This window comes from Streptomyces sp. NPDC051940 (assembly GCF_040680895.1).
Classification (GTDB): domain Bacteria; phylum Actinomycetota; class Actinomycetes; order Streptomycetales; family Streptomycetaceae; genus Streptomyces.
The window spans coordinates 4382-28268 of sequence record NZ_JBFAXR010000015.1; the positions used below are offsets into that span (position 1 = coordinate 4382).

The window sequence follows — 23887 nt, forward strand, 5'->3', positions numbered from 1 at the left end:
CGCCTGCCAGGGCGACGGCGCGGTGCGCTGCATCTCGCCCGTCCGCCGCAGGCCGATAGCGCGATGCGCCGCGTCGTGTCCGTCCGGCGCGGGCCGACCGGGCAGGGCGCGCTATCCCGCCTGCCAGGGCGACGGCGCGGTGCGCTGCATCTCGCCCGTCCGCCGCAGGCCGATAGCGCGATGCGCCGCGTCGTGTCCGTCCGGCGCGGGCCAACCGGGCAAGGCGCGCTATTCCGCCCGCCAGGGCGACGGCGCGGTGCGCTGCATCTCGCCGTCCGCGGCAGGCCGATAGTGCGATGCGCCGCGTCCGCCTGTCCGGCGCGGGCCGACAGGGCAAGGCGCGCTATCCCGCCCGCCTGCCAGGGCGACACCGCGATGCGCCGCGTCCCGCCCGTCTGGCGCGGGCCGACAGGGCAAGGCGCGCTGTCCCGTCCGCCCGCCAGGGCGGCACCGCGATGCACCGCGTCCCGCCCGTCCGCCGCAGGCCGACACCGCGAAGCGCTGCGTCCCGCCCGTCCGCCGCAGGCCGACACCGCGAAGCGCTGCATTCCGCCCGTGCGCCGCAAGGCGGCACCGCGAAGCGCTGCATCCCGCCCGTCCCCGGCGGAGAGCGGGGTGGCTGCGTGGATCTGGTGCAGCGGGGTCGGCGGGCGCTACGTTCCGCGGCATGGGGAACTCCGGTGCGGTGGTCGTGCGGTACGGGCGGCGTAGGGTGCTTGTCGCGCTTCCCGGGGTGGTGGTCCTGGTGGGCGTGGGGGTGCTCGGGGTGTGGGCCGTGTTCGCTCGGCAGTGGCATGCCGGATCCGTCGGTGCTTGGGTCGCCACCGGTGTCCTGGTGCTCCTCGGGGGCGTCGGCGTGCTGGTCTTCTGGCTGACCTGGCGTGAGCGCGGTTTCCACGCCGTCGTCGACGGCACCGGAATCACCTGGCGCAACGGCGCCCTCGCCGCCGTTACCTCCTGGGACTCGCTCGCCGGGGCGGGGATCCACTGGGCCCGGCGCGACTTCACCAACGCCGTCTCGAAGAAGTACACGCTCGAGCTCTGCCCGGCCGGCGACATCGACCGCGACGACGCGCTGCTCTGGCAGTTCGTCCGCGACGAGGAGCCCCTGCGGCCGGGCCTGCCCCGGCTGCGCTACCGCGTCCCGCTGCTGGGCGGCCCCCGCGGCGGCCTGGCCACCGCGGTCCAGCGGTTCGCCCCGCATCTGTGGTTCGGCCAGGTGGAGCGGGAGTGGGGCTACGGCGGCGTCCCGGACGCAAAGGGCCATCGGGAGCGCGCGCGGGAGGCCTGAGCACGCCCGGCGGGGGCGTCAGCCCTCCGCGCCGCCCGTGACGAAGTCGATCAGCTCCTCCACCCGGCCCAGGAGCGCCGGCTCCAGGTCCTTGTAGCTGTGCACGGAGCCCAGGATCCGCTGCCAGGCGGCCCCGGTGTTCTCCGGCCACCCCAGGGCGCGGCAGACGCCCGTCTTCCAGTCCTGGCCGCGCGGGACGGCGGGCCACGCCCGGATGCCGAGGGCGGAGGGCTTCACCGCCTCCCAGACGTCGATGTACGGGTGGCCCGCCACCAGGGCGTGCTCGCTGGTCACCGCCGCCGCGATGCGGGACTCCTTGGAGCCGGGGACCAGGTGGTCGACCAGGACGCCGAGGCGGGCGTCGGGGCCGGGGGCGAAGTCCGCGACGATCGCCGGGAGGTCGTCGACGCCCGAGAGGTACTCCACGACCACGCCCTCGACGCGCAGGTCGTCGCCCCAGACCTTCTCGACCAGCTCCGCGTCGTGCCGCCCCTCGACGTAGATGCGGCCGGCCCGCGCCACGCGCGCCCGCGCGCCGGGGACGGCCACCGAGCCGGAGGCGGTACGGGTGGGGCGTACGGGGGCGGAGCCCGTGGGGCGGACCAGGGTGACGGCCTTCCCGTCGATCAGGAAGCCGCGGGGTGTGAGCGGGAACACCCGGTGCTTGCCGAAGCGGTCCTCCAGGGTGACCGTCGGCCCCTCGGCGGTCTTCTCCGTGCGGATCACCGCGCCGCAGAACCCGGTCGTCACCTCCTCGGCCACGAGGCCCGCCTCCGCGGGGACCTCGGGCACCGGCTTGGACTTCTGCCACGGGGGAGTCAGGTCGGGGTCGTACGGTCTGCTGCGCATGGGTCATCGTGCCTTGCCGGGCGAGCTGTCGCGGCCGGGGGTCCGGGGGTTGTCCCCCGGAGAATACAGCCCGAACGAGGCGGTCAGCTCCGCCCGTTGGCGCCGGACGAACGCCGCGTCGACCGCGGCCCCGTGCCCGGGGACGTACACCGCGTCGTCGCCCGCCAGCTCCAGCAGCTTGTCCAGCGCCGAGGGCCACCGCGCGGGATGGGCGTCGGGACCGGCCTGCGGTACGCCGGACTCCTCGACGAGGTCACCGCAGAAGACGATGTCGGGCGTCCCCCGCACGAGCACCACCAGATCGTGCGCCGAATGCGCCGGCCCCATGTTCGCCAGGATCACCTCCCGGCCGCCGCCCAGGTCCAGCGTCCACTCGCCCGTCACCAGGTGCCGCGGCGCCACCAGCACGTCCGCCGCCTGCGCCGCCGCCTCGCGCGGCAGGCCGTGGCGGACCGCGTCGTCGCGGAGCTCGTCGCGGTCGCGGGTGAGGACCACCTCCATGCCGTGCGGGCCGTACACCTCCGCCCCGGCGAACGCCGCGGTGCCGAAGACATGGTCGAAATGGGAGTGCGTGAGTGCGATATGCGTCACGGGGAGGCCGAGGACCCGGCGTACCTGGGAGCGCAGCTCCGCGCCCTCCCGCAGGTTCGAACCGGTGTCGACGAGCAGAACGCCCGTCGTACCGGCCACCGCTCCCACCGTGGCGTCCCAGCCCGGCAGCCTGCGCCGGATCACCCCTGGTGCGAGCTCCTCCCAGGAGGCGTTACCGGCTTCCTCTTCCGCAATCGCGCTCATAGCAGGACGCTAAGGCATGGAGGCCGAGCGGGCTCGGGCTTGCTCCGCCCACGGGACCCCGCCGTACACTGGCCAGGGAAAAGGCTGGCACTCGGGGACGCCGAGTGCCAGGGGGAAGATCTTCGATCCGCGGCTGGAGGTGGGCGGCATGCTCAGCGAACGCAGACTCGAGGTGCTGCGCGCCATCGTCCAGGACTACGTCGGCACCGAGGAGCCCGTGGGCTCCAAGGCGCTCACCGAGCGCCACAGCCTCGGCGTGTCGCCCGCCACCGTCCGTAACGACATGGCGGTGCTGGAGGACGAGGGCTACATCGCCCAGCCGCACACCAGCGCCGGCCGGATCCCCACGGACAAGGGCTATCGCCTGTTCGTGGACAAGCTGGCCGACGTCAAACCGCTGTCCACCGCGGAGCGGCGGGCCATCCACCACTTCCTGGACGGCGCCGTCGACCTGGACGACGTGGTCGCCCGCACGGTCCGGCTGCTGGCGCAGCTGACCCGGCAGGTCGCCGTCGTCCAGTACCCCTCGCTGACCCGCTCCACCGTCCGCCATGTCGAGCTGCTGTCGCTGGCACCCGCCCGGCTGATGCTCGTCCTGATCACGGACACCGGCCGGGTCGAGCAGCGCCTGGTCGACTGCCCGGCGCCCTTCACGGAAGGCTCGCTGGCCGATCTGCGCGCCCGGCTCAACAGCCGGGTCGTCGGCCGCCGCTTCGCGGACGTGCCGAAGCTGGTGCAGGACCTGCCGGACTCCTTCGAGGCCGAGGACCGCGGCACCGTCTCCACCGTGCTGGCCACGCTGATGGAGACGCTGGTCGAGGAGACCGAGGAGCGGCTGATGATCGGCGGCACCGCCAATCTGACGCGCTTCGACCATGACTTTCCGCTGAGTATCCGCCCGGTGCTGGAGGCACTGGAGGAGCAGGTCGTCCTGCTGCGGCTGCTCGGCGAGGCCAAGGACGCCGCCATGATGGTGCGAATCGGGCATGAGAACGCCCATGAGGGACTCTCGTCGGCGTCCGTCGTCTCCGTCGGCTACGGTGCCGGGAGCGAAGCACTGGCCAAACTCGGCGTGGTCGGACCGACCCGCATGGATTACCCGGGAACGATGGGAGCAGTACGCGCTGTGGCACGTTACGTCGGACAGATCCTGGCGGAGTCGTAAGTGGCGACGGACTACTACGCGATCCTCGGGGTGCGGCGCGATGCCTCCGCCGACGAGATCAAGAAGGCATTCCGCCGGCTCGCCCGCGAGCTGCACCCGGATGTGAACCCGGACCCGAAGACCCAGGAGCGGTTCAAGGAGATCAACGCCGCCTACGAGGTCCTCTCCGATCCGGAGAAGAAGCAGATCTACGATCTGGGCGGCGACCCGCTGTCGATGAACGGCGGCGCCGGCGGCTTCGGAGGCGGCGGCTTCGGCAACTTCTCCGACATCATGGACGCCTTCTTCGGCACGGCGTCCCAGCGCGGTCCGCGCTCGCGCACCCGCCGCGGCCAGGACGCCATGATCCGGCTCGACATCGAGCTGGACGAGGCGGCCTTCGGCACGACCAAGGACATCCAGGTCGACACGGCCGTCGTCTGCAACACCTGCAACGGCGAGGGCGCCGCCCCCGGCACCTCCGCGCAGACCTGCGACATGTGCCGCGGCCGCGGTGAGGTCTCCCAGGTCACCCGGTCCTTCCTGGGCCAGGTCATGACCTCCCGCCCGTGCCCGCAGTGCCAGGGCTTCGGCACGGTCGTGCCGACCCCCTGCCCGGAGTGCGCCGGCGACGGCCGGGTCCGCTCCCGCCGCAACCTCACGGTGAAGATCCCCGCCGGTGTCGACAACGGCACCCGCATCCAGCTCGCCGGCGAGGGCGAGGTCGGCCCCGGCGGCGGTCCCGCGGGCGATCTGTACGTCGAGATCCACGAGCTGCCGCACCCCACGTTCCAGCGGCGCGGCGACGATCTGCACTGCACGGTCACCATCCCGATGACGGCTGCGGCGCTCGGCACCAAGGTCAATCTGGAGACCCTCGACGGGCTGGAGGAGGTCGACATCCGGCCCGGCACCCAGTCCGGCCAGTCGATCCCGCTGCACCAGCGCGGTGTGACGCATCTGCGCGGCGGCGGGCGCGGCGATCTGATCGTGCACGTCGAGGTGCTGACCCCGTCGAAGCTCGACCCGGAGCAGGAGCGGCTGCTGCGCCAGCTGGCGAAGCTGCGGGACGAGGAGCGGCCGACGGGGCAGTTCCAGCCAGGGCAGCAGGGGCTGTTCTCGCGGCTGAAGGACGCGTTCAACGGACGCTAGCGACGTGTCCGGCGGGCGGTAGTGACGCGTCCGGCCCGGCGTAGAACCCATGCAGGCCCGTCCCCGTCGGGGGCGGGCCTGCGGCGTGCCCCCGGCTTTACATCCGGTCCGGACCGCTGGATTCCGGCCAGCGTGGCAGAGTATGCGCCATGGCGCACGTCCCCACCCTTCTGAGCGATCTGGCGCCCGCCCCCATCTGGCAGGCGCCGATGGCCGGCGGGGGGAGCCGGCCGCAGCTCGCCGCTGCCGTCTGCGAGGCCGGCGGCCTGGGCTTCCTCGCTGCGGGCTACAAGACCCCGGAGGCGATGTACGAGGAGGTGCGCCAGCTCCGCGCCGCCACCGACCGGCCCTTCGGCGTCAACCTGTTCATGCCCCAGCCGCCGGCCGTGACGGACGGCGCGCTCGCCGGTTACGCCGAGCAGCTCGCCGGTGAGACCACCTGGTACCGCACCCAGCTGGGCGAGGCGGAGCCCGAGGACGCCGACTACAGCGACGCCTTCGAGGCGAAGGTCGCCCTGCTGAAGGAGAACCCGGTCGCCGCGGTGTCCTTCACCTTCGGCTGCCCCGACCGCTCCGTGCTGGACGCCCTCGCCGCCCTCGGCACACTCACCGTGGTCACCGTCACCAGCGCCGAGGAGGCCGCCCGCGCCGCGCACGCCGGGGCGGGCGCCCTGTGCGTACAGGGCGCGGAGGCCGGCGGGCACCAGGGGTCGTTCCGCGACGAGCCGCGCGCCGACGGCACCGAGCGCGGGCTGCTCACCCTGCTCGCCGAGGTACGGGAGGCGGTCCGGCTGCCCCTGATCGCCACCGGCGGGCTGATGCGCGGCGCGCAGATCGCCGCCGTGCTCGCGGCGGGCGCGGAGGCGGCGCAGCTCGGCACGGCGTTCCTGGTCTGCCCCGAGTCGGGGGCCAACGTGATACACAAACGGGCCATCCTGGAGGGCGTGTTCACCCGCACCGAGCTGTCGCGGGCCTTCACCGGCCGCCGCGCCCGCGGCCTCGTCAACCGCTTCGTCCGCGAGCACGGCCCGTACGCCCCCGCCGCGTACCCCCAGGTGCACTGGATGACCGGCCCGCTGCGCACCGCCGCAGCGGCTGCCGGCGACCCCCACGGGATGGCGCTGTGGGCCGGCCAGGGGCACCGGCTGGCGCGCGATCTGCCGGCCGGCGAACTGGTCGGCGTACTGACCGAGGAACTGCGGATCGCCCTGGGCGACAGCCCGTCCGCGCAGGAGGTGACGCCGTGACGGCGCCGGTGTTCGTATGCGAGGACCTCGCCGGGGCCGCCCCCGGGACGAGTGTCGTCCTGGACGGTGCCGAGGGCCGGCACGCGGTCTCCGTCAAACGGCTGCGCGCCGGCGAGGAGGTCGTCCTCACCGACGGCCTCGGCACCGGGGTGTACGGCACGGTGGCCGCCGCGGAGGGCAAGGACCGGCTCGTGGTGGCGGTCGAGGGCGTACGGGCCGAGCCCGCGCCGCGGCCGCGGATCACCGTCGTACAGGCGCTGCCCAAGGGCGACCGGGGCGAGGTGGCCGTGGAGACGATGACGGAGACGGGCGTGGACGCCGTCGTACCGTGGTCGGCCGCGCGCTGCATCACGCAGTGGAAGGGCGAGCGGGCCGCGAAGGCGCTCGGGAAGTGGCGGGCCACGGCCCGCGAGGCGGGCAAGCAGTCGCGCCGGCTGCGCTTCCCCGAGGTCGCTGAGCTCCACTCGACCAGGCAGGTGGCGGAGCTGCTGGCGGGCGCCGCCTTCGCCGCGGTGCTGCACGAGGAGGGCGCCCTGCCGCTGGCCACGGCGCCGCTGCCGGCGGAGGGCGACGTGGTGCTGGTCGTCGGCCCGGAGGGCGGTGTCTCCCCGGAGGAACTGACGGCGTTCGAGGCAGCGGGTGCGGGCCCGTACCGCCTCGGCCCGACGGTCCTGCGCACGTCCACGGCAGGCACGGCCGCGGCGGCCCTGCTGCTGGGGCGGTCGGGGCGGTGGGGTTGAGGGCGGGGGCGTTGCCCGGGGGCGCTGTCAGTGGTGGGCGGTAGCCTGGACGGGGCCCGGCCCCCGGGAGGGCGGGGACCGTCGCACGATGCGCTGACCGGCTGTTCCAAACCCGTCGCCGCTTGTCACGCCCTCGTGGTGTGATGATCCGGTGACCACAGCGCATCAGGCATATCTCCGATTCCCCCATCTGCGGGGGGACTTGCTGGCCTTCACCGCCGAGGACGACGTGTGGGCCGCCCCGTTGGACGGTGGGCGGGCCTGGCGGGTGAGTGCGGACAACATGCCCGTGAGTCACCCCCGGATCTCGCCCGACGGCGCGCACATCGCCTGGACGTCCACCCGCGACGGCTCGCCCGAGGTGCACCTCGCGCCCGTGGACGGCGGTACCACGACGCGGCTGACGCACTGGGGCAACATCCGTACCGCCGTGCGCGGATGGACGCCCGGCGGGCGGGTGCTGGCCGTCAGCGCCCGCGGTGAGGCGTCCTTCCGGCGCAGCTGGGCGTGGGCGGTGCCGCTGGACGGCGGACCCGCCGAGCGGCTGCCGTTCGGGCCGGTGGGGGACGTGGCGTACGAGCCGGACGGGCCGGGGGTGCTGCTGCTGTCCGTGCCGATGGGCCGCGAGGCGGCGTACTGGAAGCGCTACCGCGGGGGTACCGCGGGCAAGCTGTGGCTCCGGACCGCGGACGGCGACGCGGACTTCGAGCGTGTCCACGCCCCGGTCGACGGCAACATCGAGCACCCGCTCTGGGTGGGCGACCGGATCGCGTTCCTCTCCGACCACGAGGGCACCGGCGCGCTGTACTCCTCCCTCCCCGACGGCACGGACCTGCGCCGCCACACCCCCGTCGACGGGTTCTACGCCCGGCACGCCGCCACCGACGGCCGGCGGGTCGTGTACGCCTCCGCGGGCGAACTGTGGCTCCTGGACGGCCTGGAGGAGGGCGCCGAGCCGCGGCGCCTGGACATCAGGCTCGGCGGCCAGCGCACGGACCTCACGCCGTACCCGATCCGCGCCTCCGCCCACCTCGGCTCCTTCAGCCCCGACCACACGGGCCGCGGCAGCGCCGTCGGCGTGCGCGGCACCGTGCACTGGGTGACGCACCGCGAGGGGCCCGCGCGGGCGCTCGCCGCCCGGCCGGGGATACGGGGGCGGTCGCCGAACGTGTTCGAGGCGGACGGCGCGCAGCACGTCGTATGGGTGACGGACGCCGAGGGGGAGGACGCGCTGGAGTTCGCGCCGGCGACCGGGCTCACCCCCGGGGCGACGCCGCGAAGGCTGGCCGCCGGGCAGCTGGGACGGGTGCTGTGGCTCGCCGTCGCGCCGGACGGCTCGAAGGTCGCCGTCGCCTCGCACGACGGGCGGATCCTGCTCGTGGAGCGCGAGTCGGGCTCCGTACGCGAGGTCGACCGGAGCGAGGACGGGTCCGCCACGGGGCTGGTGTTCTCCCCGGACGGCGGCTGGCTGGCCTGGTCCCACCCGGGCCCGGAGTCGCTGCGCCAGCTGAAGATCGCCTCGACCGCCGATCCGCACGTCGCGGAGGTCACACCGCTGCGGTTCGCGGACTACTCGCCGGCGTTCACGTCCGACGGCAAGCACCTCGCCTTCCTCTCCAAGCGGGCCTTCGACCCGGTGTACGACAGCCACGTCTTCGACCTGTCGTTCCCGTACGCCACCCGCCCGTACCTGATCACCCTGGCCGCCGAGACGCCCTCGCCGTTCGGCCCGCAGCGCCACGGCCGCCCGCCCGAGCCGGAGAAGGACCACCACGACGGCGACGACGACGCGGCCCGGCCGACGACCCGCATCGACTTCCAGGGGCTCGCCGACCGGATCGTGCCGTTCCCCGTCGAGGCCGCCCGCTACTCGACGCTGCGCGCCGCGGAGAACGGCGTGCTGTGGCTGCGCCACCCACTGCGCGGCGTCCTCGGCTCCGACACCGCCGGTCCCGACGACGACGGCCCCAGCACCGAACTCGAGCGCTACGACCTGGCCCAGCTGCGCCTGGAGCACCTCGCCGACGACGTCGACTCGTACGCCGTCAGCGGCGACGGCAAACGGGCGGTGATCCGTACCAGCGGCAAGCTGAAGGCCGTACCCGCCGACCGCCGCTCGGGCAAGGACGAGGACGACGACAAGCACGTCACCGTCGACCTCGGCCGCGTCCGCGTCACCGTCGACCCGGCCGCCGAATGGCGGCAGATGTACGACGAGACGGGCCGGCTGATGCGCGACAACTTCTGGCGCCCCGACATGGGCGGCGTCGACTGGGACGGCGTGCTGGAGCGCTACCGGCCGGTGCTGGAGCGCGTCGCCACCCACGACGACCTCGTCGACCTGCTCTGGGAGGTGCAGGGCGAGCTGGGGACCTCGCACGCCTACGTCGTACCCCCGGGCGGCCGGGGCCGGTCCGACCGGCGGCTCGGTCTGCTCGGCGCGGACCTGGCGCGCGGCGACGACGGGCGGTGGCGCGTCGAGCGGATCCTGCCGTCGGAGTCCTCCGACCCGGAGGCCCGTTCGCCGCTGGCCGCGCCCGGCGTGGCGATCCGCACCGGCGACGCGGTCCTCGCCGTGGACGGGCACCCCGTCGACCCGGTGACCGGTCCGGCGCCGCTGCTGGTCGGCGCCGCGGGCAAGCCCGTCGAGCTGACCATCGCCCCCGCCGGCGGCGGCGAGGTGCGGCACGCGGTCGTGGTGCCGCTGGCCGACGAGGAGGCGCTGCGGTACCACGACTGGGTCGCGGACCGCCGCGCCTACGTCCACGACCGCTCCCAGGGCCGCCTCGGCTATCTCCACGTACCCGACATGCAGGCGCCCGGCTGGGCGCAGATCCACCGCGACCTGCGGGTCGAACTCGCCCGCGAGGGCCTGGTGGTGGACGTCCGCGAGAACCGCGGCGGGCACACCTCGCAGCTCGTCGTGGAGAAGCTGGCGCGGCGCATCGTCGGCTGGGACATGCCGCGCGGGATGCGGCCGTTCAGCTATCCGTCGGACGCGCCGCGCGGGCCGGTGGTGGCCGTCGCCAACGAGTTCTCCGGCTCGGACGGCGACATCGTCAACGCCGCCATCAAGGCCCTCGGCATCGGACCGGTCGTCGGCGTGCGCACCTGGGGCGGCGTCGTCGGCATCGACAGCCGCTACCGGCTGGTGGACGGCACGCTCGTCACGCAGCCCAAGTACGCCTTCTGGGCCGAGGGTCTGGGCTGGGACGTGGAGAACCACGGCGTGGACCCGGACGTCGAGGTCGTCCACACGCCGCAGGACTCGGCCGCCGGCCGGGATCCGCAGCTGGACGAGGCGATCCGGATCGCGCTCGAGGCCCTGGAGCAGAGCCCGGCGCTGAGCGCGCCGCCGCTGCCGGAGTTGTAGCCCGCACCGATACGATCGACGCGACCGACCCCTCGACGCGAAGGAGAGGCCCAGGGCCATGGCCGGGGAGCCGCAGGCGGACTGCCTGTTCTGCAAGATCATCGCCAAGGAGATCCCGGCGACCGTGGTCCGGGAGACCGAGACCACGCTGGCGTTCCGCGACATAAACCCGCAGGCGCCCACGCACGTCCTGGTGATCCCGAAGGTCCACTACGCCGACGCCGCCACGCTCGCCGCCGCCGATCCGCAGATCACGGCCGACCTGCTGCGGGAGGCCGGGGAGGTCGCCGCCGGGGACGAGGTGGACGGCACGGGCTACCGGATCGTGTTCAACACCGGCTCCGGCGCGGGCCAGACGGTCTTCCACGCCCACGCGCACGTGCTCGGCGGGCGCGGCCTCAACTGGCCCCCCGGCTGATCCGTTGTCCGTACGGGAACTCGTGGTGCTGGGCACCGCCAGCCAGGTGCCCACCCGCGTCCGCAACCACAACGGCTACGTCCTGCGCTGGGACGGCGAGGGCATCCTCTTCGACCCCGGTGAGGGCACCCAGCGCCAGATGCTGCACGCGGGCGTCGCGGCGCACGACCTGACGCGCATCTGCGTCACGCACTTCCACGGCGACCACTCGCTGGGCCTGGCGGGCGTCATCCAGCGCATCAACCTGGACGCCGTCCCGCACCCCGTCACCGCGCACTACCCGGCGTCGGGCCAGGCGTACTTCGACCGGCTGCGGCACGCCACGGCGTACCGGGAGACGGTGCGGCTGCGGGAGTCCCCGGTGGCCGGCGACGGCGTGGTGGCGACGACGCCCGCGTTCACCCTCACGGCCCGCCGGCTCGCCCACCCCGTCGACACCTTCGGCTACCGGCTGGCCGAACCGCCCGGCCGCCGGATGCTCCCCGCCCGGCTCGCGGCGGCGGGCGTCACCGGCCCGGACATCGCCCGGCTGCAGCGCGAGGGCGAACTGGACGGCGTACACCTGGACGAGGTCAGCGAGCCGCGCCCGGGCCAGGTGTTCGCGTTCATCATGGACACGGGTGTCTGCGACGCCGTGTACGACCTCGCCTCCGGCGCGGACCTCCTGGTCCTGGAATCGACGTTCCTGGCGCAGGACGCGGCCCTGGCGGCGGAGGTCGGCCATCTCACGGCGGGGCAGGCGGCGCGGATCGCGGAGAAGGCGGGCGCCCGCCATCTCGTGCTCACGCACTTCTCGCAGCGCTATCCCGATCCGTCGCTGTTCGAGGCGGAGGCCCGCGAGGCGGGCTTCACGGGGGAGCTGACGGTGGCGGAGGACCTGATGCGGGTGCGGGTGCCGAAGCGCTGAGGGGCTGAGGTGCTGAGGCGCTGAGGCGCTGAGGCGCGCTCCCGAGGCGGGGTGCGGTGCCCGGGGTTCGCGGCGCCGGGTGGCAAAGCGTCGCTTTGTCATACCCATCGGGCACTATTGACCGCATCCCGCGTGAACCACCGGAGGTGAGCGGCGTTGGCCCGTATCCACATCGACCCCCTCGCCGCCGCCCGCCGCCCCGACGACCCGGACGTCGACGTCTACCTCACGGGCATGGTCTTCCTGGACATCATCTTCACCGGCCTCGACAGCGCGCCGGTGCGGGGCACGGAGTCCTGGGCGCGGGGCATGGGCATGAGCCCCGGCGGCGTGGCGAACATGGCCACCGCCCTGGCCCGGCTCGGGCTGCGGACGAACCTGGCGGCGGCCTTCGGCGACGACATGTACGGGGACTACTGCCGCGAGGCCCTGGAGCTGGGCGAGGGCATCGACCTCACCCTCTCCCGCACGATCCCCGGCTGGCACTCGCCGGTCACGGTCTCCATGGCGTACGAGGGCGAGCGCACGATGGTGTCGCACGGCCACGAGGCGCCCGCGCCCGACGACCCGCCGCCCTGCCCGCCGCGTTCGCGCGCCGCGATCGCCTCCCTCGCCCGTGGGCGCAGCGAGCCGTGGGTGGCGCAGGCCGCCGCCCACGGCAGCCTGATCTTCGCCGACACGGGGTGGGACGAGACCGGCCGCTGGGACCTCGCGGGCCTTCCCGACCTGGCGCACTGCCACGCCTTCCTGCCCAACGCGGAGGAGGCCATGCGCTATACGCGCACCGACTCGCCGCGCGCCGCGGCGCACGCCCTCGCCGAGCGGGTGCGGCTCGCGGTGGTGACGATGGGCTCCGACGGTGCGTACGCCGTGGACGCGGGCACGGGCGAGACGGCGGAGGTGCCGGCGATCTCCGTCGAGGCGCTGGACCCCACGGGGGCCGGGGACGTGTTCGTGGCCGGGTTCGTCACGGGCACGCTCGCCGAGTGGCCGCTGGCGGACCGGCTGGCCTTCGCGGGCCTGACGGCGGCGCTGTCGGTGCAGGAGTTCGGCGGTTCGCAGTCGGCGCCGGGGCTGGCGGAGGTGGCCGCGTGGTGGGACCGCGTCAGCATGCTGCCGCCCGCGGACCAGGACCCCGGCGCGCTCTCGCGCTACTCGTTCCTGGGCCACCTGCTGCCGTGCGCGCCGCGCCCGTGGCCGCTGCGTCGCGCGGTGCCCACGATCGGCTTCCGCCCGGCCCGCAGCGCGTAGCGGCCGCGGGGTTACGACGAGGGGGTGCGGGCCGCCGCGAGCAGCCGTGCGGTGTTGTCCGCGTCGATCAGCAGCGCCCGGCCGACGGTCGTGAGGACCTCGCGCTCCTCGGTGCTGTACGGGCCGTCGGCGAGGGCGATCGCCGCGCCCTGCAGCAGGATGCGCTCGCGCCCGGGGGCCTCCAGATGCGGGGCGAGCGGCTCCAGCGCCTCGTGCAGCTCTATCTCCAGCGAGGGGCCGTGCTGCGGGGCGTGGCCGGCGCACATGTCGGGCAGCCGCCCGGTGTCCGCCTCCAACGCGGCCAGCAGGGCGAGCAGTTGCTCCTCCGTGCAGCTCTCGTATCCGGCGGCGCGTACGGCGCCGAGGGCGCACTCCCGTACGGTCTGCGCCTGGGTGCCGCCGGCGGACAGCACGGCGAGGGCCACGGTGTGGACGGCGTCGCGCAGCAGCACGGAGAAGCGGGCGCTGGTGGGGTGGTCGAGGGTCTCGGTGGGGAAGTGCCCGGCGCACTCGGCGCACTCGATGACGGGCCCGGCGCTGCCGCGCGCGAGCAGCGGAACGCCCAGCACGGTCAGCCGGCGCTGCCCGGTCCGGCGCCGGTAGTTGCGGTCGCCGCCGCAGCCGGGGCAGAAGAACTCCCCGTCGGACTCGGTGTGCCAGGCGGTGCGTACCCCCACGGCAGACGTGAGCCGGCGAAGCACCCGGCCGCCCCCGCGTCCCCAGGACTGCATCACGTCGCCACCTCCGTAACGATGCCGCAACACTGCCGCATTGAGACGTGATGTTAGCCACACGAACGCGATACGTCAGCCCTCAATCCACCAGCACCCGCCCACCTCGACGAACACTCCCGGCCCACACCGCACCACCGCCACCGAAGCCCCCGCCGGCGCGCCCCTGTGCGCGGGGATGGGCACGTGGTTCACGGGCTGTTTGAATGCCGCCGTGATTGAACTGATAACGGCCTTCGCCGCGGCAAGCCTCGGCGCGTGGCTCTTCCGGCGGAAGGCCGAGCAGCGGGCCGAGAGCGCTGCCCGGGGCGACTCGATCAGGGTTCCCTGCCTCGTCAGGCGGCCGGACCGTGGGGGCGGATGGACCCGCGGGCGCATGGTGATCGGCCCTGCCACGATGAGGTGGGAGCCTCGGGGGTGGGGCTCGGTGTCCGAGCTGCCGGACGGATTGCGCCGGGTGGCGGTGCGCTCGCCCTCGTTGCGCGAGGCGTCCTTCAGGATCAACCCTCGCGTGACGATCATCGAGTGCGCATCCGAGGACGGCGAGGTGTGGCTCGCGGTGATGCCCAACGAGCTGGAGCACCTCACAGCGGCCCTGAACCGGGCGGCGTAACCGCGCCGGCGGCTCACGCCCGGGCGGGATCGATGCCGAGAAGGCTGCCACTCCCCAGGGGGCGGCGCCTCCGGGGCGGCGGGCCGCCCGCCCGGGCGGCCCCACCCCGGGAGGACCCGTGGCGGGGGAAGCCCAAGTCGGCGCCCCCGCCCGGGGGTCTGGGGGCGGAGCCCCCAGGAGGTTTGCCGGGTGCTCAGCGGAGCGTCAGCGCATGGCGCGGTTCACCGCCGACACGACCGCCTTCAGCGACGCCCGCGTCGTGTTCGCGTCGATGCCGATGCCCCACAGCACCTTGCCCTCCACCGCGACCTCGATGTACGACGCCGCCTGGGCGCGCGCGCCCTCGCTCAGGGTGTGCTCCTGGTAGTCCAGGAGCCGCGCGTCGACGCCCACCGACGCCAGCGCGTCGAAGAACGCCGAGATCGGGCCGTTGCCCGAGCCCTTCAGCACCGTGTCGACGCCGCCCACGACCGCCTCGACGGTCAGCGCGTCGCCGCCGTCGCGCGTGGTCTCGGACTGGGCGGAGCGCAGCGTGATGTGGCCCCACGGGTTGTCCGGGTTCGGCAGGTACTCGTCCTGGAAGACCGACCAGATCGCGGCCGGCGTGACCTCGCCGCCCTCGGAGTCCGTCTTGGCCTGGATGATCTTCGAGAACTCGATCTGCATCCGGCGCGGCAGGTCCAGGCTGTGCTCGTTCTGCAGCACGTACGCGATGCCGCCCTTGCCGGACTGCGAGTTGACCCGGATGACCGCCTCGTACGAACGGCCCACGTCCTTCGGGTCGATGGGCAGATAGGGCACCGCCCACTCCAGGTCGTCGACCGTGACGCCCCGCTCCTCGGCCCGGACGGCCATCGCCTCGAAGCCCTTCTTGATGGCGTCCTGGTGGGAGCCGGAGAAGGCCGTGTAGACCAGGTCGCCCGCGTACGGGTGGCGCGGGTGGACCTCCATCTGGTTGCAGTACTCGGCCGTACGGCGGATCTCGTCGATGTCCGAGAAGTCGATCTCCGGGTCCACGCCCTGGGAGAAGAGGTTCATGCCCAGCGTGACCAGGTCCACGTTGCCCGTGCGCTCGCCCTGCCCGAACAGGCAGCCCTCGATCCGGTCCGCACCCGCCATGATCGCCAGCTCGGCGGCGGCGACGGCGGTGCCGCGGTCGTTGTGCGGGTGGACGGACAGGCAGACGTACTCGCGGCGCGACAGGTTGCGGGACATCCACTCGAAGCGGTCCGCGTGCGTGGACGGGGTGGAGCGCTCGACGGTCGCGGGCAGGTTCAGGATGATCTCGCGCCCGGCCTCCGGCTGCCAGACGTCCATGACGCCCTCGCAGACCTCCAGGGCGAAGTCCAGCTCGGTGTCCGTGAAGATCTCCGGACTGTACTGGTAGCCGAACACCGTGCGGTCGTCCAGCAGCTTCTCGGCGTACTCCACGACCATCCGCGTGCCGTCCACCGCGATCTGCCGCACCGCGTCGCGCGAGCCGCGGAAGACCACCTCGCGCCAGACCGGCGCGGTCGCGTTGTACAGGTGCACGGTCGCGTGGTGCGCGCCCTTGACGGACTCCACGGTCCGCTCGATGAGCTCCTCGCGGGCCTGCGTCAGTACGGAGATCGTCACGTCCTCGGGGATCGCGTCGTCCTCGATGATCGAGCGTACGAAGTCGAAGTCCGTCTGCCCGGACGACGGGAAGCCGACCTCGATCTCCTTGTAGCCCATGCGTACCAGCAGGTCGAACATCTCGCGCTTGCGCGTCGGCGACATGGGGTCGATCAGGGCCTGGTTGCCGTCACGCAGATCGGTGGACAGCCAGCGGGGGGCCTTGGTGATCCGGTTGTCCGGCCAGGTCCGGTCCGGGATCTCGACGGCGTCGTAGCCCCGGTACTTGTGGATCGGCATGCCGCTCGGCTTCTGGCGCACGGACGCGGCGGTGATGGGCGTGGGGTTGCTCATGATGCGGGTTTCCTTCGCGGGTACGAACGGGCTCATGAGACCGACGTGAATGCAGCACCGAACTCCGCGGGGAGGGGGTCGGTCTTTACGACAGCGGACCCTCGCCGCGGCAGCTAAGAAGGAGCAGCCCATAACGCATTACGGAGCAGCCTAGCCGACACGTCTGCGGATGCGGGGGTCCGTATCAGTATGCGGGACGTGAGTGAACGCGGGCGGACGCCGGCGAACGCGCCGGACGGCCGCGGCGCGCGCCGCGCCCCTTGCCACATCCGTGCCGCTCCGTGCAACTCCGGCCACCCATACTCGGGAAATTCAGGCCGAAGCGGTGACACCCGGTGTGAGGAGTGCCACATTGCGCCCATGAAGACTACGCCGACGTACCCCGTGTTCTGCGGCATCGTGCCGCCGCACGTGCTCGACAAGCTCGCGCGCAACGACGATCCGGCCCTCTCGGGCCCGGCCATCCGGACTCTGGAGCGGGACGCGCTGCAGCGCACCCGCCGCCGTATCACCACGGTCCGCACCCTCACCGCGCCCGAGCCCTCCACGGAGGCCGAGGCGAAGCCCAGGCGGACGATCTTCGACGTGAAGCACAGGACGGAGCTGCCCGGCCGGAAGGTGCGCGCCGAGGGCGGCAAGGACGTGCGGGACACCACCGTCAACCGGGCCTACGCGGGGCTCGGCGCCACGTTCGAGCTCTTCCTCAGCGCCTTCTCCCGCGACTCCATCGACGGCGCGGGCCTCGCCCTCAACGCCACCGTCCACTACTCGAAGGACTACAACAACGCCTTCTGGGACGGCGAGCAGATGGTCTTCGGCGACGGCGACGGCGAGATCTTCCTCGACTTCACGATCGCCGTCGACGTCATCGGCCACGAACTCACCCACGGCGTCACGCAGTACGCCGCGAACCTCGAGTACTTCGGCCAGTCCGGCGCCCTCAACGAGTCCCTGTCGGACGTCTTCGGCTCACTGATCAAGCAGTACACCCTGGGCCAGACCGCCGACGCCGCCGACTGGCTGATCGGCGCGGGCCTGCTCGCCCCCCGGGTCAGCGGCACGGCGCTGCGCTCCATGAAGGAGCCCGGCACGGCGTACGACGACGACGTCCTCGGCAGGGACCCGCAGCCGGCGACGATGGACGGCTACGTCCGCACCTCGACGGACAACGGCGGCGTCCACATCAACTCCGGCATCCCCAACCACGCCTTCTACCTCCTCGCGGACGAGCTCGGCGGACATGCGTGGGAGCGGGCCGGGCAGATCTGGTACGACGTGCTGACCGGCGGCGAGCTGCGGCCGTCCGCGGACTTCGCGGAGTTCGCCCGGCTGACCGTCGCGGCGGCGCAGGCGCGCTACGGGGAGGGCGCGGAGCACGCCGCGGTGCAGAAGGCGTGGTCGCAGGTCGGCGTGCCCGTGCCGGAGCTGGGCGAGGTCCCTGCCGCCGCCTCGGTGCCGCAGCAGGCGGCGCCCGCGGCGGAGGAGGTGCGGGCGGCGGCTGTGGCGGAGTCCGCCGAGGGCTCCGGGTCCGGCTCGGGGTCCGGGTCCGGGCCCGGCTCCGGCTCCGGCTCCGGCTCCGCGGAAGGTGAGCAGCGGCAGCCGGAGGGGTAGCCGAACACCATGCGTATATCCGTCACCCGTACCGGGGGCTTCGGCGGCATCCGCCGCCACGCCACGCTGGACACGGCCGGCCGCGCGGACGCGGTCGGCCTCCAGGCCCTGGCCCGCCAGGCGCTGGCCGCGGGGCGCGACCGGCCACCGATCGGTGTCCCCGACGGGTTCAGTTACGAGCTGACCGTCGACGGCACCACCGTCTACTGCGCGGACCCGCGGCTCTCGGACGCGCAGCGGGCGCTGATCACCGCGGTCCTGAAGGAGGGGGCGTAGGAGAGGGGCGTGCGGAAGCGGCACCGGGAGGTGCCGCACCGCCTGTGCGCTCCCTCGCCGGGGTGACCCGGCCGCCGGGTCAGAAGCCGAGCCGGCGGAGCTGCTTCGGGTCGCGCTGCCAGTCCTTCGCCACCTTGACGTGGATGTCCAGATAGACCGGCGTACCCAGCAGCGCCTCGATCTGCTTGCGGGACTTCGTGCCGATCTCGCGCAGCCGGGCGCCCTTCGGGCCGATGATGATGCCCTTCTGGCTGGGCCGCTCGATGAACAGGTTGGCGTGGATGTCCACCAGCGGCTTGTCCGCCGGGCGGCCCTCGCGCTGCTCCATCTCCTCCACCACGACCGCGATGGAGTGCGGCAGCTCGTCCCGTACGCCCTCCAGCGCCGCCTCGCGGATCAGCTCCGCGACCATCACCTGCTCCGGCTCGTCGGTCAGATCGCCGCCCGGGTAGAGCTCCGGGCCCTCCGGGAGCATCGGGATGAGCAGGTCGGCGATCAGCTCCACCTGGCTGTTCTTCACCGCGGAGACCGGGATGATCTCGGCCCACTCGAAGCCCAGGTCCTTGGCGAGCTTGTCCACGGCCAGCAGCTGGGCGGAGATCGTCTCCGGGTCCGCGAGGTCGGTCTTGGTGACGATGGCGACCTTCGGGGTGCGCTTCAGCGAGGCGAGTTCGGCCGCGATGAACCGGTCGCCCGGGCCCAGCTTCTCGTTCGCGGGCAGACAGAAGCCGATCACGTCGACCTCCGCCCAGGTGGAGCGGACGACGTCGTTCAGCCGCTCGCCGAGCAGCGTGCGGGGCTTGTGGTAGCCGGGTGTGTCGACCAGGATCAGCTGCGCGTCCGGGCGGTGGACGATGCCGCGGACCGTGTGGCGGGTGGTCTGCGGGCGGTTTGAGGTGATCGCGACCTTCTGGCCGACCAGAGCGTTCGTCAGGGTGGACTTGCCCGCGTTCGGGCGGCCGACGAAGCAGGCGAAGCCTGCGCGGTGGAGGGTCTCGGGCTCTTCGTTGCGAACGCTCATGCGCTCATTCTCCCTGATCCCCAAGGCGCCTCGGTGCCACGTGGGGGTACGTGGCGCCGCGCGTTCAGTCCTGGGTGAGCGTGGACCGCAGTGTGCCGTCCGGTGCGGCGAGGTGGATCGGGGCGCCGCCGAGGTCGGCGACCACGGCGCGGTCCTCGTCCGCGGGGGCGGTGGCCTCCGTGACGATCGCCGCCGCCTCGAGGGACTTCGCGCCCGACGCCACGGCCATGGCCACGGCCGTCTGCAGGGCGGTCAGCGTGAGCGACGGCAGGGCCACCGGTCCCGCGACGTACGTGCGGCCCGTCTCGTCGCGGACCGCCGCGCCCTCCGCGGCGCCGCCGCGGGCGCGGGCGCTGCGCGCCAGCGTGATGATCTTCTTGTCCTCGGGGTCCAGCGGGGCGCTCTCGCTCATACGGCGAGCATAAGGCGCGCCCCGCCGGTCCCCGGTGCGGGGTCAGCCCTTCGGGGTGACCGACTCGGCCTTGGCGACGGCCGCCGTGAACGCCTTCTCCAGCGCGCTGGTCTCGGGCTTCTCGATGCTCAGCTGGGTCAGGGCGACGACGTTGGCGCCGACGCGGGCGTACGTGTAGTCGTACTGCACGTAGTAGCCGCCCTCGGAGCCCTCGACGTCGACGCGGATCCGGAAGCCGCGCGACTCGTCGCCGGCCTTCGGGGCGGTCGTCTCCTTGTACGTGAAGGTCGCCGGGTCGCCCTCGAAGTCGCCGTGCACCTTGTTGCAGTCGGCGGAGACCGGGGCGGTGCCCATGACGGCCTTGGCGTCCTTCTCCGAGTACGTGAGGACACCGGTCATCAGCCAGGGGCCGGTGTCGCCCTTGGAGAAGCCGAGGACCTTCTCGGTCTTCGGGGACGGGGCCTTCTCGCCGCCGACGAGGGCGTCGAGCATCGACTGGCAGGACTTGGCGTCGTCGTCGGCGGTGCCGACCTGGAACTCGTCACGGCCGGCGTTGGCGGTGCTGAGGTCCTTGTCCTCCTTCCAGCCCGGTATCTCCTTGGCGGTCAGCAGGGCGGCCTTGACCTGAGCCTCGGTCAGCGGCTTCGCCTCGACGGGCTTGGGGCTGGCGGAGCCCCCGGACGCCTTGGCGCCCTCGCCCTTCGAGCTGTCGGCGTCGTCACCGCCGCAGGCGGCGGTGAGCGCGAGGGTGGAGACGGCGAGCGCGGCGACGACGGCGCGGCGCAGGGCGGCGTGCTTCAAGGGTGCTCCCGGGTGGGGTGGTACGAGGGTTGGTGCCGGGAGCAGGGCCGGGGACGGCCAGGTCTCTCTACCCGGAACGTTCGTCAGACTTTACATCCTCTTTAGGCGTCGCCTTTCCGTGCCATTCCCTGCCCGGGCGGGGCACGCGACGCGGCGGGTCGGGCGGCGCAGGGCGCCCCCCGCAGGGCCGGACGGGCGGGTCAGGCAGGCCCCGCAGGGCTGTGCCGCGTGGGCCTTGAGGGCTGCGGCCCGGGCTGCCGGAGCGCTTGAGGTGGTGCACGTGCCTGATGGGTTCGGCGCGACACGGCAACGGCCGCCCGGCGCCCGAGGAGTCCGGCCGGAGGCCGGCTGCGCGTCTGCCGAGGCAAGGCGACCGGAAGCCCGGCCGGCGCCTGAGGCCGAGCTGCCGCAGGCGCGAACAGCGGGCGCAGCCCGCGGATGGGGGCCCGGGGGCGAGGCCCCCGCAGTGCAAACCGGAGGCGTCAGCCGACCCCGCGCATCGCCTTCCGAGCCCGCGACTCGATCCCACGGAAGTGCGTGCTCATGGCCGCCCGCACCCGCTCCCGGTCCCGAGCCCGAAGGGCCCGGACGATCTCGCGATGCCGCCGGGCCGTCCCCATCGGCGACGGATCATCGGCCCACCCCCGCGCCCCGGCCACCCGGTGGAAGACGTTCCAGAACGCCCCGAGCAGCTGCGGCACCAGCGTGTTGCCCAGCGACCGGTACAGCACCTCGTGGAAGTCCCGGTCCTCCTCCGGAAAGACCTCACCCTGCTTGGCGCGCGCCTCCATCCGCCCCACGATGGAGTCGAGTTCGTCGAGGTCCGAGTCCGGCACGGAGTCGACGATCCGCAGCACCAGCCCCTCCTCCAGCACCTCCCGCACCTGGAGGATCTCGCCCAGCGCCTGCGCCGCGTCGATGGGGTCCCCGCCGAGCTGGACGAGCGTACGGAAGGTCAGCCCGTCGGCCAGCGGAGTCAGCGACGCCTGGCCGACGTACGTGCCGTAACCGTGCCGGATCTCGACGATGTCCAGCGCCTGCAGGGCCTTCAGCGCCTCACGGACGGAGTTGCGGCTGACGCCGAGGTCGTCCATCAGCTCGGTCTCGGTGGGCAGCACCTGCCCCGGCCGCAGTCCGCGGTCGAGGATCAGCTGCATGATCTCGCTCTGGATCTGGCCGCCCATCCGCCGCTGGCGGTCCGAGCGCGTGTGACGTCGGGAGAGCTCCTGGGGCATGGCGCTTATCGTACGCACAAGGATGGGACATCCTACGTACGTTTCGTCACGCTCCTCCGGACGATCCCGGAATGATCAGCCCGGATTCGTAGGCGAGGACGACGAGTTGAGCCCGGTCTCGGACGTTCATCTTGCCCATGATGCGGCTTACGTGCGTCTTCGCGGTCAGCGGCGACAGGCTGAGGGCCTCGGCGATCTCCGTGTTGTTCAGGCCGCGGGCGACGAGCGAGAGCACCTCGCGCTCACGCGGGGAGAGGTCGCGCAGCGCCTCGGGCTGCGCGTCGACGGGCGCCGCGGCGCCGGGGAAGCGCACGACGCGTTCGATGAGCCGGGCGGTGGGCCCCGGGGAGAGCAGGGCCTCGCCGGCGGCGACGGTCCGGATCGCCTCCAGCAGGTCGGCCGGCCTGGTGTCCTTCACCAGGAAGCCGGAGGCGCCGGCCCGCAGCGCCTCGATGATGTGCTCGTCGGTGTCGTACGTCGTGAGCACCAGCACCTTCACCCCGGCCAGGTCCTCGTCGGCGGCGATGAGCCGGGTGGCCTCGATGCCGTCGAGCACCGGCATCCGGATGTCCATGACCACCAGGTCGGCCCGGCGTTCGCGCGCCAGCTCCACGGCCTCGCGGCCGTTGGCGGCCTCGGCGACGACGTCCATGCCCGGGGTCGCGGCGATCAGCATGGCGAAGGCGGAACGGACGAGGGTCTGGTCGTCGGCGAGGACCACCCGGATCGGCTGGGCGTCGGTCGTCATGAAAGCGGACTCCAGTGGACGTCGGAAGGGAAGAAGGGAAGGGAAGGAGGGAAGGGAAAGAGGAGACACGGAACAGCGCGCCGAACGGGAGATCACCCCCCGCCGGACCTCACCCTCCGCCCTCCGCGCCGCACGGCAGCAGCGCCCGTACCGCGAACCCCGCCGTATCCGCCCGCGGCCCCGCGTCGAGCGTGCCGCCGACGCTGCGCGCCCGCTCGCGCATCCCGACCAGGCCGAACCCCGGCGTGCCCGAGGCGGCGGCCGGATCGGGCCTGCCGTCGTCGACGACCTCCACGCGCAGCGCCCGCGCGGCCCGGTCCAGGGCGACGGTCACGGCGACGCCCACCGACGAGCCGCCGTGCTGGACGGCGTTGGTGAGCGCCTGCTGCACGATCCGGTACGCCGCGGCGCCCACGGCGGGCGGCACGCCGTCCGGTGTGTCGACGGACAGCGACACCGACGCCCCGGCCAGCTCGGCCGCCTTGCCCAGGTCCGTCAGGCCCGTCAGCCCCGGCGGCGGGCTGCTGTCGTCGTCGGCCCGCAGCACCTGCAGGGTGCGCTTGAGTTCGCCCCGCGCCTCGCGGCAGGTGTCGGCGATGCCGTCGAGGGCGTCCACCAGCACCGTCCGGTCGAGCCGGGAGGGGTCGGCGTTCAGCACATGGGCGGCGGCGGCCGTCTGCACGCCGATCACGGTGATGCTGTGGGCCAGCAGGTCGTGCAGATCGCGGGCGATGCGCAGCCGCTCCTCCGCGACCCGGCGGGCGGCGGTCTCCTCACGGGTGCGTTCGGCGCGTTCGGCCCGTTCGACGATGGCACCGATGTAGTTGCGGTGCACCCGTACCGCCTCGCCGGTCAGCGCGGTGGCCAGGATCCAGCCGGAGATCCGGGCCAGCTCCAGGCCGCGGTGCGGGTTGATGATGCTCATCATGATCACGGCCGTGGCGAGCAGCGTCGGAACCACGATGAGGGTCCGCCGCCGCGGCCCGGCCACCGCGAGCGAGTAGATGACCACGATGGTCACCGGGATCAGCGCCGAGTGGGCGTTGTTCAGGCTGTGGTACGCGCCCTCGGTGACGAGCAGCGCCATCAGCACGCCCATCGGGTACAGCCGCCGCCAGGCGAGCGTCAGCGCCGACAGCGCGAACAGCGTCCAGCCGAGCATGTCGGGCGTGTGCGCGTTGTCGCCCTGGGCGACGAAGGCCAGCGGCACGGACCCCGCGCCGAGCAGCGCCGCGAACAGCCAGTCCCGGCGGGTGGGCTGCCTGGCGCGGTGCGCCGGATGCACTCTGACGGTCAACACGTCCTCCATAGTCCCCGATCCG

Annotated in this window: 20 protein-coding genes and 1 pseudogene; 11 read left to right on the forward strand and 10 right to left on the reverse strand. The window is 73.3% G+C overall.

Features of this window, described 5'->3' with window-relative positions:
* Positions 1–667: 667 nt before the first annotated feature.
* Positions 668–1291 carry a hypothetical protein gene (locus AB0M28_RS09125; RefSeq protein ID WP_365400175.1) on the forward strand — a complete coding sequence of 208 codons (624 nt, stop codon included), beginning with the start codon at positions 668–670 and terminating at the stop codon, positions 1289–1291.
* 18 nt (positions 1292–1309) lie between these two features.
* On the opposite strand, the gene AB0M28_RS09130 is transcribed toward AB0M28_RS09125, so the two are convergent.
* Entirely contained in the window at positions 1310–2140 is an 831-nt protein-coding gene (locus AB0M28_RS09130) for a DUF3097 domain-containing protein (RefSeq protein WP_365400178.1), read from the reverse strand.
* Between the two features lie 3 nt (positions 2141–2143).
* Positions 2144–2935, reverse strand: a complete 792-nt coding sequence (locus AB0M28_RS09135) for an MBL fold metallo-hydrolase (protein ID WP_365400181.1) — start codon at positions 2933–2935, stop codon at positions 2144–2146.
* A 148-nt stretch (positions 2936–3083) separates the two neighbouring features.
* On the opposite strand from AB0M28_RS09135, the gene hrcA reads away from it, so the two are divergent.
* From hrcA to AB0M28_RS09175, 8 genes are all read left to right on the forward strand, one after another.
* Positions 3084–4100: a heat-inducible transcriptional repressor HrcA gene (gene hrcA, locus AB0M28_RS09140; protein ID WP_365400184.1), complete on the forward strand. Its 1017-nt coding sequence runs from the start codon at positions 3084–3086 to the stop codon at positions 4098–4100.
* The gene (gene dnaJ, locus AB0M28_RS09145) at positions 4101–5231 is read left to right on the forward strand and encodes a molecular chaperone DnaJ (RefSeq protein ID WP_365400186.1); all 1131 of its coding nucleotides are present in this window, start codon (positions 4101–4103) and stop codon (positions 5229–5231) included.
* A gap of 149 nt (positions 5232–5380) precedes the next feature.
* The gene (locus AB0M28_RS09150; RefSeq protein ID WP_365400189.1) at positions 5381–6478 is read left to right on the forward strand and encodes a nitronate monooxygenase; all 1098 of its coding nucleotides are present in this window, start codon (positions 5381–5383) and stop codon (positions 6476–6478) included.
* Positions 6475–7218, forward strand: coding sequence for a 16S rRNA (uracil(1498)-N(3))-methyltransferase (locus AB0M28_RS09155; RefSeq protein ID WP_365400192.1), 744 nt, complete (start codon positions 6475–6477; stop codon positions 7216–7218). Before AB0M28_RS09150 ends, AB0M28_RS09155 begins: the two co-directional genes overlap by 4 nt.
* A gap of 151 nt (positions 7219–7369) precedes the next feature.
* Entirely contained in the window at positions 7370–10591 is a 3222-nt protein-coding gene (locus AB0M28_RS09160) for a PDZ domain-containing protein (RefSeq protein ID WP_365400195.1), read from the forward strand.
* A gap of 58 nt (positions 10592–10649) precedes the next feature.
* Positions 10650–11009, forward strand: coding sequence for a histidine triad nucleotide-binding protein (locus AB0M28_RS09165; protein ID WP_365400198.1), 360 nt, complete (start codon positions 10650–10652; stop codon positions 11007–11009).
* A gap of 4 nt (positions 11010–11013) precedes the next feature.
* Positions 11014–11916: a ribonuclease Z gene (locus AB0M28_RS09170; protein WP_365400201.1), complete on the forward strand. Its 903-nt coding sequence runs from the start codon at positions 11014–11016 to the stop codon at positions 11914–11916.
* A gap of 156 nt (positions 11917–12072) precedes the next feature.
* Positions 12073–13167: a PfkB family carbohydrate kinase gene (locus AB0M28_RS09175; protein ID WP_365400203.1), complete on the forward strand. Its 1095-nt coding sequence runs from the start codon at positions 12073–12075 to the stop codon at positions 13165–13167.
* An 11-nt stretch (positions 13168–13178) separates the two neighbouring features.
* On the opposite strand, the gene AB0M28_RS09180 is transcribed toward AB0M28_RS09175, so the two are convergent.
* Together AB0M28_RS09180 and leuA are read right to left on the reverse strand one after the other, a co-directional pair.
* A complete protein-coding gene (locus AB0M28_RS09180) occupies positions 13179–13898 on the reverse strand; it encodes a TerB family tellurite resistance protein (RefSeq protein ID WP_365400206.1) in 720 nt (239 codons plus the stop codon).
* An 817-nt stretch (positions 13899–14715) separates the two neighbouring features.
* On the reverse strand, positions 14716–16461 hold the full coding sequence (gene leuA / locus AB0M28_RS09185; protein WP_365400209.1) for a 2-isopropylmalate synthase: 1746 nt from the start codon (positions 16459–16461) through the stop codon (positions 14716–14718).
* 360 nt (positions 16462–16821) lie between these two features.
* Between leuA and AB0M28_RS09190 the strand changes: the two are divergent.
* Together AB0M28_RS09190 and AB0M28_RS09195 are read left to right on the forward strand one after the other, a co-directional pair.
* Positions 16822–17877, forward strand: a pseudogene (locus tag AB0M28_RS09190) (M4 family metallopeptidase); the annotation flags it as partial.
* A gap of 204 nt (positions 17878–18081) precedes the next feature.
* On the forward strand, positions 18082–18348 hold the full coding sequence (locus tag AB0M28_RS09195; RefSeq protein WP_365400212.1) for a protealysin inhibitor emfourin: 267 nt from the start codon (positions 18082–18084) through the stop codon (positions 18346–18348).
* A gap of 79 nt (positions 18349–18427) precedes the next feature.
* On the opposite strand, the gene era is transcribed toward AB0M28_RS09195, so the two are convergent.
* The 6 genes from era to AB0M28_RS09225 form a co-directional block, all read right to left on the reverse strand.
* Positions 18428–19369: a GTPase Era gene (gene era / locus AB0M28_RS09200; RefSeq protein ID WP_365400215.1), complete on the reverse strand. Its 942-nt coding sequence runs from the start codon at positions 19367–19369 to the stop codon at positions 18428–18430.
* A gap of 64 nt (positions 19370–19433) precedes the next feature.
* Positions 19434–19781 (reverse strand): cytidine deaminase, encoded by a 348-nt coding sequence (locus AB0M28_RS09205; protein ID WP_365400218.1) that lies wholly within the window; start codon positions 19779–19781, stop codon positions 19434–19436.
* Between the two features lie 42 nt (positions 19782–19823).
* Positions 19824–20582 carry a hypothetical protein gene (locus AB0M28_RS09210; protein ID WP_365400221.1) on the reverse strand — a complete coding sequence of 253 codons (759 nt, stop codon included), beginning with the start codon at positions 20580–20582 and terminating at the stop codon, positions 19824–19826.
* 482 nt (positions 20583–21064) lie between these two features.
* A complete protein-coding gene (locus tag AB0M28_RS09215) occupies positions 21065–21766 on the reverse strand; it encodes a FadR/GntR family transcriptional regulator (protein ID WP_365400399.1) in 702 nt (233 codons plus the stop codon).
* A gap of 97 nt (positions 21767–21863) precedes the next feature.
* Entirely contained in the window at positions 21864–22565 is a 702-nt protein-coding gene (locus AB0M28_RS09220) for a response regulator transcription factor (RefSeq protein WP_365400224.1), read from the reverse strand.
* Positions 22566–22674: 109 nt separating this feature from the next.
* Positions 22675–23862: a histidine kinase gene (locus tag AB0M28_RS09225; protein WP_365400226.1), complete on the reverse strand. Its 1188-nt coding sequence runs from the start codon at positions 23860–23862 to the stop codon at positions 22675–22677.
* Between the last annotated feature and the right edge of the window lie 25 nt (positions 23863–23887).

Bases quoted from the DNA above. Each gene is read 5' to 3' on its own strand.
- AB0M28_RS09215 (WP_365400399.1), bottom strand. From the start codon at position 21,766: ATGGGCGGCCAGATCCAGAGCGAGATCATGCAGCTGATCCTCGACCGC.
- AB0M28_RS09220 (WP_365400224.1), bottom strand. From the start codon at position 22,565: ATGACGACCGACGCCCAGCCGATCCGGGTGGTCCTCGCCGACGACCAG.
- AB0M28_RS09180 (WP_365400206.1), bottom strand. From the start codon at position 13,898: ATGCAGTCCTGGGGACGCGGGGGCGGCCGGGTGCTTCGCCGGCTCACG.
- AB0M28_RS09150 (WP_365400189.1), top strand. From the start codon at position 5,381: ATGGCGCACGTCCCCACCCTTCTGAGCGATCTGGCGCCCGCCCCCATC.
- leuA (WP_365400209.1), bottom strand. From the start codon at position 16,461: ATGAGCAACCCCACGCCCATCACCGCCGCGTCCGTGCGCCAGAAGCCG.
- AB0M28_RS09205 (WP_365400218.1), bottom strand. From the start codon at position 19,781: ATGAGCGAGAGCGCCCCGCTGGACCCCGAGGACAAGAAGATCATCACG.
- AB0M28_RS09195 (WP_365400212.1), top strand. From the start codon at position 18,082: ATGCGTATATCCGTCACCCGTACCGGGGGCTTCGGCGGCATCCGCCGC.
- AB0M28_RS09130 (WP_365400178.1), bottom strand. From the start codon at position 2,140: ATGCGCAGCAGACCGTACGACCCCGACCTGACTCCCCCGTGGCAGAAG.
- hrcA (WP_365400184.1), top strand. From the start codon at position 3,084: ATGCTCAGCGAACGCAGACTCGAGGTGCTGCGCGCCATCGTCCAGGAC.
- AB0M28_RS09125 (WP_365400175.1), top strand. From the start codon at position 668: ATGGGGAACTCCGGTGCGGTGGTCGTGCGGTACGGGCGGCGTAGGGTG.
- era (WP_365400215.1), bottom strand. From the start codon at position 19,369: ATGAGCGTTCGCAACGAAGAGCCCGAGACCCTCCACCGCGCAGGCTTC.
- AB0M28_RS09135 (WP_365400181.1), bottom strand. From the start codon at position 2,935: ATGAGCGCGATTGCGGAAGAGGAAGCCGGTAACGCCTCCTGGGAGGAG.
- AB0M28_RS09165 (WP_365400198.1), top strand. From the start codon at position 10,650: ATGGCCGGGGAGCCGCAGGCGGACTGCCTGTTCTGCAAGATCATCGCC.